Raw genomic sequence first — 14,443 nt, 5'->3', positions numbered from 1 at the left:
GCAGGACGCCGTAGAGGACGGAGCGGGCCGTGGCGTCGGGGTTGTCGCCTGGGTGCGGGTGGGCGTGCTCGTTGGCCCGGTCGAGGATCACGTAGGCGTGGTTGGCGTGCTTGCCGCGGGTCATTGCGACGTAGAAGTTCTCCCGTGTGGTGGTCGGTTCCACCAGGACGTGTGCGGTGTCGACGGTGACGCCCTGCGCTCTGTGGGCGGTGATCGCATAACCCAGATCGACATGATCGGTCACATACGCGGCCGGGAGGACGATGGAGCCGCCGAACCGGCGGCCGGTCCTGCGGATCGTGATCGACCCGTCGTCGCGGACGCCGGTGATGGTCCAGGTGTCACCGTTGCGTACCCAGTCCTTCCCGGCTCGTAGGCGGCGGTCGTTGCGGCGGGTGACGACCGTGTCCCCCACCCCGGCAGTGGTGCCGTCATCCAACTCGACCTCCCGGCCCGGTTTCAGGCTGCCGTCGAGGATCAGGTCGGCACGTGCCCGCTGGTTGAGGGCGCTCACGTGGTCGCGGGTCTCGGCGACCAGCACCGACACCAACCCTCGCTGCCGGTCGGCGCGCCAGGCGATGTAGGCGGTGCCGCTCATCGCCTCGCCATCGCCCTCGTGGATGCGGTCGTGGTCGAGGTAGGTGTCGATCACCTGCGTACGACCGTGGCGCAGAGCGAGGGAGGCGGTCTTCTCCCAGGTGTTCACGAAGCGGTGCACGTCGACCAGCTCGGGCGCGTCGTCGTCGCGGTCGTTCACGAGGAGCCCGAACGCACCACCGGCGTCGACGGATTGGAGCTGGGCGAAGTCGCCCACGAGTAGCACCTTGGCACCGGCTCGTTCAGCCCGGTGCGTGATCCGATCCAACGACAGGGTGCCAGCGAGAGAGGCTTCATCGATGATGACGAGCTGACCGGCCTCGAAGTCGGTGCCGTACATGAGGTGGTTCTGCCACCACTTCGCCGTGTTCTCCGTCGCAATCCCCAAGTCCTCAGCGAGAACCTGCGCGGCCACCGCGGACAGCGCCAGCCCGACCACGGAGCCCTCGCCGTGCGCCTTCTCCCACGCACGCCGCAACGCCGACATAGCCGTCGTCTTCCCGGCCCCGGCCGGGCCCACCAGCACATCAAGGACACGGCCGGAGACCGCGATCTTCATGAGCGCGTCGGCCTGATCCTCGCCGAGCATCCGACCCTCCGCATCGGGACGAGCGGTGATCTTCTCGACCGTCGCCAGCGGCACGGTCGGCCCGGTCGTGGTGCGGGAGCGGTCGAGCAGTCGGTCTTCGGCGGCCAGGAGCAGCTCGGAGGAGAACACGGTCGAGTGCTTGGGCCTGAACACGCTGGTGCCGTCCACCCGCCGGAACGCGACGGGTGAGGTGGCGAGGTCGGGCGGCGTCAGCCGGAGCGAGGCTTGCTCGGCGGCGTCGGCAATCATCGCGACGACCGCTTCGCGGTCGTGCATGGTCGCGAAGCGCCAGCCCATCGTCTGCCGGGATGCCTCGGCCATGAGGTTCCAGCGCCGCCAGGTGGACCGTTTCTCGCCCACCACCTCGACCACGGTCTGGCCGAGTTCGCCGATGGCATCGAGCGGTACGTCGTCGGCGCGCAGCAGCATCGGCTTGTCGTTGTCGGTGATCGTGCGTGCCCAGTCGGTGGCGTCCTGGCCGAGTACCCCGGTGGCGCGGGTGCGCCACTCGGCCGTCAGGTCGGCCAGCGACCGCACCTGCTTCTCCGGGCGTGTGGCGAGGGTGGCTTGGGCGCGCAGCTTGATGATCGTGGCTGTGGAGGGTTGGCGGCCGTGCTTGGCGACGTACTCGGCGATGAGCCTGTTCTTCTCGGCGTCGATGTGCCGGGCACGGGTGGAGAACTCCTGGACCAGCTCTTCTGGCACCGTGCTGATCGCCCAGGCCGGGTTGCGGTCTCGGCCCATGTCGCGGGCTTCCCATTCGACGCCGAAGGTGCGGGTCATGTGGTCGGCGAACACCGCCTCGTGCAGCTCCGACAAGGCGACCACGGCGGCGTGCATCGGTCGCCCGTCCAGACTGCGCCATTTGCCGTCGAACGCGGTCTGGACCTTGTTGCTGATGACGACGTGGGTGTGCAGGTGGGGGTCGCCGGCGCGGGAGTCGAAGTGATCGAACGCCGTCGCCACCAACCCGGTGACATCGACCTGCGCAACGGCACCGTCGCCGGCGGTTGCGCCCGACCGGGTGGCTGCAACCTCACGCTCCATGAACGCAACCACCTCCGCAACCGCCGCATGATGCGCCTCACCGATCAGGGCTTGGGTCCCGGCGTCGGCGACCGCCCACAGTGCCGAGGCCGACTTCGGGATCGAGAAGGTGAAGTCGAACCCGGCCACCGCGCGACGCTTCCCACGCTCGGCCTCCTCAGCCTCAATTCGCGCGACCGCCTCACCTTTCGCGCCCGGACTCAGCGATGGGTCGAGATCGGCGATCCGGGCCTCGATCCGCTCCGGGACCGACTTGTAGGCGGGGAACGCGAGGCCGAGCGCGTCGCCGGTGATCGGATCACGACCCATCCCCATCACGAGCTGGAGCTGGGCCTCCGAAACCCGGTCCCCGACCGCGAGCTGGCCCTTGCCGAGTGAGGCGACGCCGGAGCCGAGCCACTGCCCGGGTGGGGTGCCCGCCTCCACGTAATACCTCGTCAACGGCGTCGAGAGAGTCCGATCGCCGTCTGCGGCCGCGACCGTACGCAGGAGGTACTTGTAGCCGTCTCCAGCGCTCATCACCCGCATCGAGACCGTCACGAGACCACCGCCTTTTCGGCAGTCAGGTGAGCAGCAGACGCCCGTGACCTCCGCCCCGGAAATGCCCGCTGGTGCGGCCGGCCGCGACATCCGGCATCCACTGCTTGGCTCCGTCAGTTCGACACGTCGACGCTGACATACATCTCCGGAATTCGGGTGCTGGGAGACTAGTGGGGTGAATCTCGACGAGTTGCTACAGGTGATGGATCGCGCCGCGGCAAACCTTGCCAAGCTCCAAGCGATCTGGGACCGCGCGGAGCCGATGATCCCGTCGAGCCCTCAGCGGGGTACGAATCGGGAGTATGAGGATCTGCGTCGGGCGTGGACGCCGCTGCTCGCGGGGCTGCCCCCGATCGACGGGTTCACAGTCACCGAGGAGCTGCCCGACATCGACGAGGCGGGGCAATCTTTCATCGATTACTTCGAGATCGGCGAGCCTGCTTTCGCTCTCATGAACGAGTTGGAGAAGCCGGGCCAACAGCTCGACGAGTACAGATTCAAACTTGCTCAAGCGCGTCGCCGGGCGATTCACGAGCGCCTCGACGATCTCGTGTCGACGATCAACGCGACCCTTGGTCAGATCACTGATTCCGTTGCGCGGGACTCGTCCGATCGCGTGGACGATCTCAGAACGAAGGCGGTGGAGGAGTCGATCAGCGAGATCGAGCGGTTGCTCGGCGACACCACTGACCGAAAGGGACGATGGGGCGATCTTCACCGGCATCTCCGTTTCAGTCAGGGGCACGATTGGCACGACATCGCCGAGATGGATTGGCCGTCTGTCCGGGCTGACATTGAGGCCGCGAGTCTCTCCGAATCCGACCCTTTGCCGGTGCCAGCGGTCGACCTCGGCGTAGCTGCTTCCGCGAAACCCGCAGGTGGTGCAAGCATCGGGCTCGATTGGGGTGCTCTTGATGACGACGGCTTCGAGCGACTGCTGTTTGACCTTTTACGCGGCTTTCCCAGTTACCAGAACGTCGAGTGGTTGATGAAGACGCGCGCGCCCGATCGGGGCCGCGATCTGTCCGCTGAACGCGTCATAAGGGACGACGGCGGGACGACGCGAACCGAGCGGGTCATCGTGCAGGCCAAGCACTGGACGTCCAAATCTGTCGCACCTGCCGACATCACGAATACCTTGGCGGCGCTGTCGCTCTGGGAGCCGCCGGTCGTTCGGACTTTGGTGATCGCGACGAGCGGTCGCTTCACCACCGACGCGGTGGCGATCGTCGAGAAGCACAACGTCGATGGGAAACTTCCGTTCATCGAGCTTTGGGCAGATAGCCGCCTCGAAACGCAGTTGTCGCAACGACCGGACTTGATCGCGAGCTACGGCCTCCGCTCGTAAGTCCGACGTGAGCGATTCGCGACACTCTACCTCGACCTGCAAGACGCGTGGCAACTCCGATGGCGGGCTGAGCGAGAGACGGATCGGCGGCGGCCTGATCGCCGGGAATGGGTGCGTCTCGTTGTGTCGTTCGGCGAGGCGTCAGCGGCGGTTGAGCAAGGTCGTGCACCTGGCGAGTGACCAGCCCGGCGAAGGGCTCCACGAGAAGTTCGGGTCCGGGGTCACCGAGCCGCCGGAGCCACCATGCGCGACCACACCCCTGCTGGCAGGCGCCGTCTGCGGGTCGGGTCCCTGTTCTCCGGATACGTGGTCTTGCCTGCCATATGAAGGTCTGCTTTGAGCGATCCTCGCGACCCTCTGGTCACCGCGTAGCGGATATCCTCAGGGCAGGAATACATCGCCGTTCTTCATGGCCTGCCCATCTCCGGAGTCCGCTGGACGAAACCTCGCCTGAGACTCGATCGTCCAGCGCACAGCAACTACTAGTGGACGTGGGCATGGCTCTCGATCTCGGCTCGCACTTGCACCATATCGAGGGCCCGTACCTGCGTGATCAGGTCGTCAAGCGCGGGCCTCGGGAGCGCCCCGGCCTGGAAGAACACCCTGATCGAGTCGCGGTAGACCGCGATTGTTGGTAGCGCGCGGATTCCGAGTGACTCAGACAACTGGTGCGCCGCCTCGGTGTCGACCTTGCCGAAGAGGATATCCGGGTGGTTCTCAGAGGCTGCCTCGTAGACTGGTGCAAACGCCTTGCACGCACCGCACCAGGTGGCCCAGAAGTCGAGGATCGCGATCCCATCCCGCTCGGTCACTTCGCGGAAGTTCTTGTCTGTCACATCAACCGTTGCCATCTTCCGTCCAATCGCTCGGCGACTCCTAAATGGACCCAAGGGTCCATCCATATGATGGTTGCTCGCTCCGAGCTGCGCAACCTGCATGACTCCCGCAGTAGCTATGGCTGGCTTCATGGGGCAAGCGGAGACAATACAGTACGTCCCCGCGCGTAGGGTCGTGAACGATTCTAGGACCTGAGAGTCCAGAAAATCTACCGACCCCGGACGAGGCTCAGGCTCACAGCAGCCGAGCGAGCCGCGGCACAGTCACACAGAGCCACTCTCCGTCGAGTACGCACGCACCTGTGCGATGGCCATGTCGAGGACCACCCGCATGGGACGGACGTCTCGGGCCGTCTTGGCGAGTAGATACCCTCCCTGCAGAGCAGCCAGCAGCCCGGTAGCCAACGCGTGCGCATCGGCGCTCGCGGTTAGCACGCCGCGCTTCTTCAACTCTTCAATCGCGTCGGTCAAGAGTTGGAGCCAGACGTCAAAATGAGCAGCAATGACCTTTCGTGTGTCTTCGTCATGATCAGCGATCTCATTCGCCAGCGCTCCGAGTGGGCACCCAAAGGCGCCGTTCCGGAGACCATTGCGCTCAACTAGCTCATCGCGCCAGAGTTCGAGTCCGCGCAGCGACTCGACCCTCGTAAGGCGACGACGTTGCTGCGACAGCAGAGCCTCCGCGCGTGCCTCAATGACTTCCTTCACCAGTGCGTCCTTCTCGGCGAAGTGCTGATAGAGCTGCGACTTCGACGTCCCACTCGACGCACGGACGTCCGCCAGAGTCGTCGAGGCAACGCCGCGCTCGTACATCAACTGATCGGCCGCCTCGATAATCCGTGCCTTCGTTGCGGCGCCGCGAGCCGTCAAGCGGCGCGGACGGGGGCCGCTGGCGCTGTCGGTCATGCCCCAAGGCTAATCGTCTCGGATTGGTCGGGCGCTCTCGCCGGCACTCAGATGCCAACGACCATCCATGTGGACCACCCTCGCGAGCAGTCGACGAGAGCCTCATGCCGTACGTCAAGGACCAGGGCTTCTCACGGTTGGGCCAGGCTGCCCAGGCGACTCCCGTCGCGGCCCGTCGGGAGTGGAGAGGTGGATCTCGACCCCAGATGCCCGGGCCCAACCGCAGAACCTTGCTACGTCGCCACGCTGGGCGAACGCCGCTCAGGCAGCACCCAGCCGTCGCGGGGGAAGTGGCAGGTGTAGCCGTTCGGATACTTCTCCAGGTAGTCCTGGTGCTCGGGCTCCGCCTCCCAGAACGGACCGACAGGCTCGATACTGGTGGCTGCCTTGCCCGGCCACAGACCCGACGCGTTGACATCCGCGATCGTGTCGTGGGCGATCCGCTCCTGCTCCGGCGTGACCGGGAAGATCGCGGACCGGTAACTCGTGCCCCGGTCGTTCCCCTGACGATTCAACGTCGAGGGATCATGGATCTGGAAGAACAGCGCCAGGATGTCGCGATAGCTCGTCCTCGAAGGGTCGAAGACGACCTCGATCGCCTCCGCATGGCCTGGGTGGTCGCGGTAGGTCGGGTGTTCGTTCTGCCCGCCCGTGTACCCGACGCGGGTTTCGAGGACGCCGGGCCGGCGGCGGATCAGGTCCTGCATGCCCCAGAAGCACCCGCCCGCCAGAACGGCTGTCTCCGCTCCCGAGACTTGCGTGATCTCCCCGCTGTCGTTGGTCCCGCTGGTCATGCGGTGGCTCCCTTCGTAGAGTCCTGGTCGGTGTCGAACAGTGCACTGAATTGGCCGTAGCCCTCCTCGACGAGCTTGGAGGCAGGAACGAAGCGCATCGCGGCCGAGTTCATGCAGTACCTCTGGCCCCCGGCGGCGGGTCCGTCGTGGAACAGGTGCCCGAGATGACTGTCGGCGCCCGCCGAGCGCACCTCTGTGCGGATCATGCCGTGCGTCCGATCCGCCTTGGTCGCGACAGCGTCGGCGGCGATGGGCGCCGTGAAACTCGGCCATCCCGTGCCGCTGTCGTACTTGTCGGTGGACGAGAACAGCGGCTGACCCGAGACGATGTCGACGTAGATGCCAGGCTCGTGGTTGTCCCAGTACTCGTTCCGATAGGCCGGCTCTGTGCCGTCCTGTTGCGTCACCCGATGCTGCTCGTCGCTCAGGCGGCTGAGCGACTCAGGGGTCTTGCGGTAGTCGTTGGTGGTCACTTTGGCTCCTCCTAGCAGGTGACGCGGCCGCGCCATCACATGCTGTAACGGACCCGGCGGTCCAACTATTCCACATGTCCTGCGGTAGAGTCGAGGCCAGACGATGCGTCGCCCCCGAGGCGGGGCGGCTGGTCTCGCGACGACCGACAAGACCGATGTAACCAGGCTATCAAGGGCTGAAACAAGACTCTTCGGCGATGCAGTTCCGGCGACAGAGGTCGGAGAGGAAGCGACATGAACGAACCCGAGGACCTGGGTCAGGTGACAGAAACTGTGGACTCACAGGACCAGAATCAGGCTGGTGGCGCCTTCACGGACGCAGGCGAACGGCATCACGAGCCCGGTGCCAGGTCGACGAACCTCGAGAACGGCTCGTCGTTCTCGATCGCGGTGGATGCTCAGGCCAGCACCTTCGTCGCAATCAAGGATGGTGTCGAGTTCGGAGCCGTCCCGTTCGCGGAGAAGAACGGCAGAGTGACGCTGCTGGCGACCTCGATCCTGCCGGACTACCGAGGACAGGGCTTGGCGACCGAACTCACCCGCAGGGTGCTGGACAGCATCCGCGCGGAGGGCAAGAGCGCGACCGTGAGGTGTCCCGTGTTCCGGTCCTTCATCGAGCGCAACCCCGAGTACGCCGCCATGGTGGACATTCCGGGCGTTGGACGGGACGGTCGGGGCGATGTCTGAGCCCGGCACCGAAAACCCGAAGCCGGTACTCGGGAGTCTCCGGTTCGAGAACACTCGCTTCGACCCAGACCTCACGCCGTTCCACGAACTCGCCAAAGACATGGCCACGCAGTTCGGCTACGCCGCAGAGCTGTCGGGAGACCGTGTCCTGCTACAGCTCCTCCGTCTGCGCGTCGCACAGCTCAACCCCTGCTCGTACTGCCTGATTCTCCACGCCGAGGTGGCGGCCAGGATCGGGATCCGGCCCGAACAAGCCGCACACCTGGCGTCGTGGCGTGAGAGCACCATGTACTCGCCCAGGCAGAGAGCCGCGCTCGCCTACTGCGAAGGTCTCACCTCGTTCCGTCACGAGGAGATTCCGGCCCTGCACGAAGAACTGCGGCTTCACTTCACGGAGCGCGAAGTCGCAGAGATCGCCGCGGTCGTCATCAACATGAACGTGTGGACCCGCCTGAAGCTGGCTCAGGGTGCCACTCCGAGCCTGGCGTCAAAGGAGTCGCCATGAGCCACGCACCAGTCAACGCGACCGAGCTGTCATGCGCCGAGTACACCGAGGAACTCACCCAGTTCCGAATGGGTCTTCTGGATGAAGCCGACGCCGAGGTAGCCCAGCAGCATCTCTACGCATGCCCGGACTGCCGGCTGTTCACGCACCAGGTCGAGACCGTCACTGATCTCGTGGCTGATGCCGAACCGCATGATCTGCCCCATCTGCCCGACAGTGTCTCGCTCCTACTTCACGACATCGTCGACGGCGAGACCGAGAGGCCCAGCGATCCCAGTGAGATCACTCGCCTCCTCTTTGGACTCGCCCGGAGTCTCGCCCCACACGTTGCGGAAGACCTGGTCCAAGAGACTCTGCTCTCAGCATTCGAGGAAAGCCCAAGGGGGTTGGACCCTCTGGCGCTCGCCCGGGACCTAGCCGATCGAGCATTCGCTGAGCCTGAGCCAACGGTACGGAGCCTCGACGACTATCGAACAAGAGCCGAGAACCAGACCGCCGAGCTGGATCCCGACGCTGATACTGCGGAGTTCTTCTACCCCGACTTCTACGACATTGGACCCGATGCTGGACGCCACATTGACGCACCGAACCGCTGGGGCCAGACCAATACCCTGAGCCCGGACGACGAGGTGTTCACCACCGATCTGTATCGAGTGGTGGACGGCGCCGTCGCACGTTTGGCCGATCCGCTCGGCCAGTTGGTACAACTCGTCGACATCGATGACGTATCACTGGCGGACGCGGCCTACGTGCTTCGCCTCGACAAGGTCGATGCCGTCGACGCTCTGCATCGCGCTCGGATACACCTCCGCGGCGTCGTCAACGAGTACATGGCTGTCAGAGCGTGACTGCGTCCTGCCGATCCAGCCGCCGTATCGAGGGCACTGGCGTGGTGACTGGCACCTATGTCCAGCGGATCACGCGCCGGTGGCCACGCCGCTCGGTCGGCTCTCTGCCAGGACACTCCGGCGACGAACTGCCGGCAGTGGCTCAAGACCATCGACACCAAGAAACGGGAGGTTTCACAATGACCCTCGCCGTCTTCCGGTGCTACGTCGCGCCCGAGCAGCGGGCCGAACACGACCGGCTCTACAACCAGATGCACATCCTCATCCAACAGAGTCCTAACCACATCGAGCACAAGATGTTCACCGCTGAGGACGGGGAGTCGGCACTGGTCGTCGAGTTCGACGACCTGCAGAGCCTTGAAGAATGGGGCGAAAACCCCGACCACAGGATCGCCAAGGCGTCGGGCAAGCGGTACGTGTTCACGAGTTACGACGTCGCAGTCCGCGAAGTCGTCGAACGCCATGTCAAGAGCGATGTTCGTCCGGAACACCTACCCAGCATCGCTCCCTCGTCAGCGACGCCGACCGTTCGCGCAGGCCACAGTAGCGAGTTCCCGCAGGAGGGGCAGTCATGGGAGTGATCAACGGCGGGTTCGGAGGACGGCATGGCTCCAGCGACCCGCGACTGCCTCCTGGGCAGACCCACGTCTACGACTGGCCGGTGCTCTCGACGGGACCCACGCCCAATGTCGACGAGGGCCGATGGAGCTTCACGATCACGACCGAAGACGAGGTCACGCACCGGTGGAACTGGGGTGAGCTTCAGGAGGTAGGCGTCGAAGACGTCGTCACCGATATCCACTGCGTCACCCACTGGTCGAAACTGGACATGGCTTGGCGTGGCGTGCCCATGGACCGGCTGTTCGAGGATGTCGAGACCAGTTACGACTACGTGATGGTCCGTAGCTACGGCGGATACACCACCAACCTCCCACTCGAAGACCTCCTCGATGGGCAGGCATGGCTAGCCACCGAGGCGGAGGGCGAACCCCTTACTCCCGAGCACGGAGGTCCGGCCCGGCTCCTCGTGCCCCACCTCTACTTCTGGAAGAGCGCGAAGTGGGTTCGAGGAATGGAAATGATGCCCTCGGACGACCCGGGGTTCTGGGAACAGAACGGCTACCACCTCCGTGGCGACCCATGGCGAGAGGAACGCTACTGGTGATGACTCCTAGCCGAGTCCGGTGGCACCTCGGGCGGGTGCTCAGTCGGCAGTTTGAGACCGAGGCGGCCATCCGCCTTGAGCTGGATGTTCCGACCTGGCCTGGAAACGTCGCCGGAGCTCATCTCGACATCCGGCTCACGGCACCGGACGGGTACCAGGCGTCCCGGTCTTACTCGCTGGCGTCCTCGGGTGAGTCGACACGGGTTGTACTGGTGATCCAGGAGCTGCCCGGGGGCGAGGTGTCGCCCTTTCTCGTGCGCCAACTCGCAGAAGGTGAAGAAGTCGAAGTACAAGGACCGCTCGGACGCTTCTTCGTCTGGATCCCCGCTGAGCCCGAGCAGTCACCGGTTCAGCTCATCGCAGGCGGATCGGGGGTTGTGCCGTTGTTCTCAATGGCCTCAGCACGTGAACGTGAGCCGAAAGGCGCTGACTTTCGGCTGCTGTACTCGGTCCGCAGTCCGCGCGATGAGTTCTTCGCTGACGAACTGGCAGAACTCTCACGAACCATCGTCGAGATTGTCCACACGCGCGAATCAGCGCCCGGAGCGGGCCGGCCACCTAGACGATTGACGCGCGAGGCGCTCGCCGCGTCGACCTTTCCCGCATCGTTGTCGCCACGCATCTTCGTCTGCGGACCAACGCCGTTCGTCGAGGCCGTCGCGGGTTGGCTTGTCGAACTCGGTCACGACCCCGCACAGATTCGTACGGAACGATTCGGAGGCAGTCCATGACGCACGTCGACGGAAACGCCCTCGCAGGTGCCTTCGCGACTACTCTCGGTATCGAGATCACTGTGACGGTCGGTAGGTGCCGGAGCTGCGGCAGCTCTTTCAACCTCGCTTGCGCGCATGTCTTCATCACAGCCATGGGTGCAGTCATGCGGTGCGGCCATTGTCAGGCGGTGCTGGGCGTCATCGTCCGCGGTTTCCGAGAGACGCTAGTGAACCTCTCGGGCCTGGACTACATCAGGGTGCCCCACCTATGACTGGTCCGCTCGCCGCGATCGCGGCTTCTACCAGGCAGGGGGCTGCGGACTGATGCTTCGCATCTACGACAGTGCTGTCCGGAAGCTACGCAACTTCGTCCCGCTGAACCCAGGACGAGTCTCAATCTATGTGTGCGGGCCAACCGTGCAGTCCGCGCCTCACATCGGGCACCTTCGTAGCGCCCTCGTCTACGATCTCTGGCGACGCTGGCTCACCCACCGCGGCTACGCGGTCACCCTCGTTCGCAACGTCACCGACGTCGACGACAAGGTTCTGGACCTGGCAACCGAGACTGAACCATGGTGGGCACGCGCCTACCGTGTCGAGACGGAGTTCGCGCGCTCGTACGCCGCGCTGGGTGTTCTCCCGCCAACCCATGAGCCCCGAACTTCCGGTCACATCCCGCAGGCACTGACCCTGATCGAACGACTCCTTCGCCGCGGACACGCCTACGTCGCCAGCGACGGCTCCGGCGACGTCTACTTCGATGTCAGCAGCTGGCGGGCATACGGCAAGCTCACCAGGCAGACCCCCGGCGCCGTAGCGGACCCTGATAAAGGGCCTGGCGGGGCAAAGATCGATCCCCGCGACTTCGCGCTTTGGAAGGGAGCCAAGCCCAGCGACCCAGAATCCGCGCGTTGGCGCTCACCGTGGGGAACCGGCAGGCCGGGATGGCACATACAGTGCTCAGCGATGTCCCAGCACTACCTCGGACGTGCGTTCGACATCCACGGAGGCGGCCTCGACCTGCGATTCCCGCACCATGAGAACGAGCTTGCCCAGTCCACCGCAGCAGGCGACGAGTTCGCCAAGTACTGGATACACAACGGCCTCGTCACGATCGACGGGCAGAAGATGGCCAAGTCGCTGAACAACTCTCTGTATGCCGATGAACTCCTCCGCCGTGTCGGCCCGGCGACGCTGCGTTACTACCTGCTCAGCGCGCACTACCGCAGTGCCTTGGACTATCAGGAGAAGGATCTCACGCACACCGAGGCTGCAGTCACGAGAATCGCGACGTTCCAGCACCGAGCACGCACACGACTCGCGAACACAGCATCCGACGCCCCGACGCCGCCCATTGCCTTCGCGGCCGCGCTCGACGACGACCTGAATGTCCCAGCGGCGCTCGCAGTCCTGCACGACCACGTGCGCGCGGGCAACATCGCTCTGGATAACGGCGATCCAGCTGCCGCCATGTCTACGTACGAATCGGTGCTCGCGATGACCGAAGTGTTAGGGATCGAGCCCGGCGGCTTCACGACCGCCCCGCGAGCCGACGTTCATGGCAGCACGATCTCTACCCTCGTCGAGGTTCTACTCGCGAATCGCTCTCATGCGCGGGACGCAGGAGATTTCTCCACCGCCGACCGCATCCGGAACGAACTGGCTAGCGCTGGGATCGCCATCCAGGACCACACCTCAGGCACCACCTGGACGCAGGCGTAGCCAACTCGTGCACGATGGTCGAATACTTCCGTTCCGGGGTGATCCGATCAGAGCAAGAGACCGAGTGAGGCGTCCGCCAGACGTCGAACCGTCATAGGGGCAGAGCTGTCTCGCTTGTCTGCCACTGTGTCGGTACCAAGCGAGGCGTCAACCCACTCCTGCAAAATGGTGACTGCGGCCGGAGCGTCAAGGTCGGCGGCTAGTGCCGAGAGCACGGCCTGCTCGACCGGTGCTGCCGGCGCCCCGCTACCGAGAGCCAGGGCACGACGCCACTGCTTCAATGTGTCGAGTGCGGCCGAGATTTCGGCGTCTGTCCACTCCCAGCTTGATCGATAGTGGTGCCGCATGAGGGCGAGGCGGATGGCCGCAGGGTCCACTCCTTGCTTTCGCAGAGAGGAGACGAAGACCAGGTTTCCGCGCGACTTCGACATCTTCTCGCCGTCGTACGCAACCATCCCGGCATGGACGAAGGTCTGCGCGAACCGATGCTGTGGATGAATGACATGACCGAGTCCTGCGGACATCTCGTGGTGCGGGAATGCCAGGTCTCGTCCTCCGCCCTGTACGTCGAAGGATGATCCCAGATGTTCCTGGGCGATTGTGGTGCATCCGATGTGCCAACCGGGTCGTCCCGGCCCCCACGGACTGGGCCAGGACGGCTCCCCTTGCCGCTCGCCGCGCCAAACCAGGCAGTCGAGCGGGTCGCGCTTGCCTCTCCGATCGGGGTCACCGCCACGCTCGGCGAAGTCCTTCAACATCACATCGCGGTCGAGTGACGATACGCGGCCGAAGGATGGGTCGGCAGACACCTCGAAGTAGAGGTCGGTTCCCACTCGGTAGATAGAGCCGCGCTCCTTCAACATCTCGATGCGAGAGATGATCTTGGTGACGGCCTCGGAGACTCCGACGAAGTGTGCGGGTGGCAGGACGCGTAAGGCTGTCATGTCCTGTCGGAATCGCTCGGTCTCGCGTTGTGCGAGATCACTCCAGGGAATGCCTCGCGCGTGGGCGCGTTCCAGCAGCGGGTCATCGATGTCGGTGACGTTCTGAACATAGATGACATCGTGCCCGGCGTTTCGAAGGGCGCGGTTGAGTAGGTCAAAGCCGACGTAGGTTGCCGCATGGCCGAGATGAGTGGAGTCGTAGGGTGTGATGCCGCAGACGTACATCCGCGCGGCGTCATTCGGCGGCAACGTCACCAAGGATCGGTTCTCAGTGTCATAGACCGAGACTGCGGGCCCGTGTACATCCAAGCGTGGAATCTCTAGACGGGGCCATGCCAACATGTCGTGGTCCTCGTAGTCGATGAAGCCACACCAGAGGATTCGGCGTGGATTCCTGATCCTGCTGACAGAGTGTCGCGAGGGCTCATGCGGGCGTCCATCCGCGCAGGAATGCCAGCACCTTGGCTTCGGATACCTCACAGGGCCGTAGGTGCTCTGCTTTGCGAGTGCGGTACACGTTGGCGCTGATCAGGTCGTCCCCTCCTAGCTCCTCGGCCGAGATGCTGATGCTCTGGCCATGCACTCGCGTGGTACGGGTCAATCCGTATGAGCGACCTTCGTATGCGACGACGGTCCAGCCTTCAGGAACCCGATCGACCATTGCCTGCAAGCTGGCTGTGGCCTGACTCGCACCATCATGCTCGGGAGGCATCGAGTGGATAGAGCTCG

Annotated in this window: 15 protein-coding genes; 9 read left to right on the top strand and 6 right to left on the bottom strand. The window is 64.6% G+C overall.

Annotated elements, in window-relative coordinates:
• Positions 1 to 2,752: MobF family relaxase (gene mobF / locus V7E09_RS03590; protein WP_324523024.1), on the bottom strand; the 2,752-nt coding region annotated here is incomplete at its 3' end.
• Positions 2,753 to 2,948: 196 nt separating this feature from the next.
• Here mobF and V7E09_RS03585 point away from each other — a divergent pair.
• Positions 2,949 to 4,121 (top strand): restriction endonuclease, encoded by a 1,173-nt coding sequence (locus V7E09_RS03585; RefSeq protein WP_200489064.1) that lies wholly within the window; start codon positions 2,949 to 2,951, stop codon positions 4,119 to 4,121.
• Positions 4,122 to 4,603: 482 nt separating this feature from the next.
• Here the strand turns inward: V7E09_RS03585 and V7E09_RS03580 are convergent, their stop codons facing one another.
• The 4 genes from V7E09_RS03580 to msrB all read right to left on the bottom strand — a co-directional run bounded on the left by V7E09_RS03580 (position 4,604) and on the right by msrB (position 7,130).
• A complete protein-coding gene (locus tag V7E09_RS03580) occupies positions 4,604 to 4,972 on the bottom strand; it encodes a thioredoxin family protein (protein ID WP_135446940.1) in 369 nt (122 codons plus the stop codon).
• A 249-nt stretch (positions 4,973 to 5,221) separates the two neighbouring features.
• Positions 5,222 to 5,863 (bottom strand): TetR/AcrR family transcriptional regulator, encoded by a 642-nt coding sequence (locus V7E09_RS03575; RefSeq protein ID WP_182495685.1) that lies wholly within the window; start codon positions 5,861 to 5,863, stop codon positions 5,222 to 5,224.
• A 233-nt stretch (positions 5,864 to 6,096) separates the two neighbouring features.
• The gene (msrA, locus tag V7E09_RS03570; protein WP_135446938.1) at positions 6,097 to 6,657 is read right to left on the bottom strand and encodes a peptide-methionine (S)-S-oxide reductase MsrA; all 561 of its coding nucleotides are present in this window, start codon (positions 6,655 to 6,657) and stop codon (positions 6,097 to 6,099) included.
• Entirely contained in the window at positions 6,654 to 7,130 is a 477-nt protein-coding gene (gene msrB, locus V7E09_RS03565; protein ID WP_241548410.1) for a peptide-methionine (R)-S-oxide reductase MsrB, read from the bottom strand. The genes msrA and msrB overlap by 4 nt, the downstream gene beginning before the upstream one ends.
• Before the next feature lie 234 nt (positions 7,131 to 7,364).
• On the opposite strand from msrB, the gene V7E09_RS03560 reads away from it, so the two are divergent.
• From V7E09_RS03560 to cysS, 8 genes are all read left to right on the top strand, one after another.
• Positions 7,365 to 7,817: a GNAT family N-acetyltransferase gene (locus tag V7E09_RS03560; protein ID WP_135446935.1), complete on the top strand. Its 453-nt coding sequence runs from the start codon at positions 7,365 to 7,367 to the stop codon at positions 7,815 to 7,817.
• On the top strand, positions 7,789 to 8,322 hold the full coding sequence (locus tag V7E09_RS03555) for a carboxymuconolactone decarboxylase family protein (RefSeq protein WP_324523023.1): 534 nt from the start codon (positions 7,789 to 7,791) through the stop codon (positions 8,320 to 8,322). Before V7E09_RS03560 ends, V7E09_RS03555 begins: the two co-directional genes overlap by 29 nt.
• A complete protein-coding gene (locus tag V7E09_RS03550) occupies positions 8,319 to 9,170 on the top strand; it encodes an RNA polymerase sigma factor (RefSeq protein WP_135446931.1) in 852 nt (283 codons plus the stop codon). The genes V7E09_RS03555 and V7E09_RS03550 overlap by 4 nt, the downstream gene beginning before the upstream one ends.
• A 179-nt stretch (positions 9,171 to 9,349) precedes the next feature.
• Positions 9,350 to 9,751, top strand: coding sequence for an antibiotic biosynthesis monooxygenase family protein (locus tag V7E09_RS03545; RefSeq protein ID WP_167854061.1), 402 nt, complete (start codon positions 9,350 to 9,352; stop codon positions 9,749 to 9,751).
• Positions 9,742 to 10,335, top strand: a complete 594-nt coding sequence (locus V7E09_RS03540; RefSeq protein ID WP_135446929.1) for a molybdopterin-dependent oxidoreductase — start codon at positions 9,742 to 9,744, stop codon at positions 10,333 to 10,335. The genes V7E09_RS03545 and V7E09_RS03540 overlap by 10 nt, the downstream gene beginning before the upstream one ends.
• Positions 10,311 to 11,066 carry an FAD-binding oxidoreductase gene (locus tag V7E09_RS03535; RefSeq protein ID WP_220477202.1) on the top strand — a complete coding sequence of 252 codons (756 nt, stop codon included), beginning with the start codon at positions 10,311 to 10,313 and terminating at the stop codon, positions 11,064 to 11,066. Before V7E09_RS03540 ends, V7E09_RS03535 begins: the two co-directional genes overlap by 25 nt.
• Complete coding sequence (locus tag V7E09_RS15670) at positions 11,063 to 11,320, top strand: DUF6510 family protein (protein ID WP_220477203.1); 258 nt, start codon at positions 11,063 to 11,065, stop codon at positions 11,318 to 11,320. The genes V7E09_RS03535 and V7E09_RS15670 overlap by 4 nt, the downstream gene beginning before the upstream one ends.
• Positions 11,321 to 11,372: 52 nt before the next feature.
• Positions 11,373 to 12,770, top strand: coding sequence for a cysteine--tRNA ligase (gene cysS / locus V7E09_RS03530; RefSeq protein ID WP_241548412.1), 1,398 nt, complete (start codon positions 11,373 to 11,375; stop codon positions 12,768 to 12,770).
• 47 nt (positions 12,771 to 12,817) lie between these two features.
• Here cysS and mshC read toward each other — a convergent pair whose 3' ends face one another.
• Complete coding sequence (mshC, locus tag V7E09_RS03525; RefSeq protein WP_135446923.1) at positions 12,818 to 14,056, bottom strand: cysteine--1-D-myo-inosityl 2-amino-2-deoxy-alpha-D-glucopyranoside ligase; 1,239 nt, start codon at positions 14,054 to 14,056, stop codon at positions 12,818 to 12,820.
• Positions 14,057 to 14,443 lie beyond the last annotated feature (387 nt).

It is taken from the genome of Propioniciclava sp. (genome assembly GCF_036744435.1).
Lineage (GTDB): Bacteria > Actinomycetota > Actinomycetes > Propionibacteriales > Propionibacteriaceae > Propioniciclava.
Note: the sequence above shows the minus strand (reverse complement) of the source record. Positions and strands in the feature narration are given on the sequence as shown.

Bases quoted from the DNA above. Each gene is read 5' to 3' on its own strand.
- V7E09_RS03580 (WP_135446940.1), bottom strand. From the start codon at position 4,972: ATGGCAACGGTTGATGTGACAGACAAGAACTTCCGCGAAGTGACCGAG.
- V7E09_RS03575 (WP_182495685.1), bottom strand. From the start codon at position 5,863: ATGACCGACAGCGCCAGCGGCCCCCGTCCGCGCCGCTTGACGGCTCGC.
- msrA (WP_135446938.1), bottom strand. From the start codon at position 6,657: ATGACCAGCGGGACCAACGACAGCGGGGAGATCACGCAAGTCTCGGGA.
- V7E09_RS03560 (WP_135446935.1), top strand. From the start codon at position 7,365: ATGAACGAACCCGAGGACCTGGGTCAGGTGACAGAAACTGTGGACTCA.
- V7E09_RS03550 (WP_135446931.1), top strand. From the start codon at position 8,319: ATGAGCCACGCACCAGTCAACGCGACCGAGCTGTCATGCGCCGAGTAC.
- V7E09_RS03545 (WP_167854061.1), top strand. From the start codon at position 9,350: ATGACCCTCGCCGTCTTCCGGTGCTACGTCGCGCCCGAGCAGCGGGCC.
- V7E09_RS03540 (WP_135446929.1), top strand. From the start codon at position 9,742: ATGGGAGTGATCAACGGCGGGTTCGGAGGACGGCATGGCTCCAGCGAC.
- V7E09_RS03535 (WP_220477202.1), top strand. From the start codon at position 10,311: ATGGCGAGAGGAACGCTACTGGTGATGACTCCTAGCCGAGTCCGGTGG.
- V7E09_RS15670 (WP_220477203.1), top strand. From the start codon at position 11,063: ATGACGCACGTCGACGGAAACGCCCTCGCAGGTGCCTTCGCGACTACT.
- cysS (WP_241548412.1), top strand. From the start codon at position 11,373: ATGCTTCGCATCTACGACAGTGCTGTCCGGAAGCTACGCAACTTCGTC.
- mshC (WP_135446923.1), bottom strand. From the start codon at position 14,056: ATGTTGGCATGGCCCCGTCTAGAGATTCCACGCTTGGATGTACACGGG.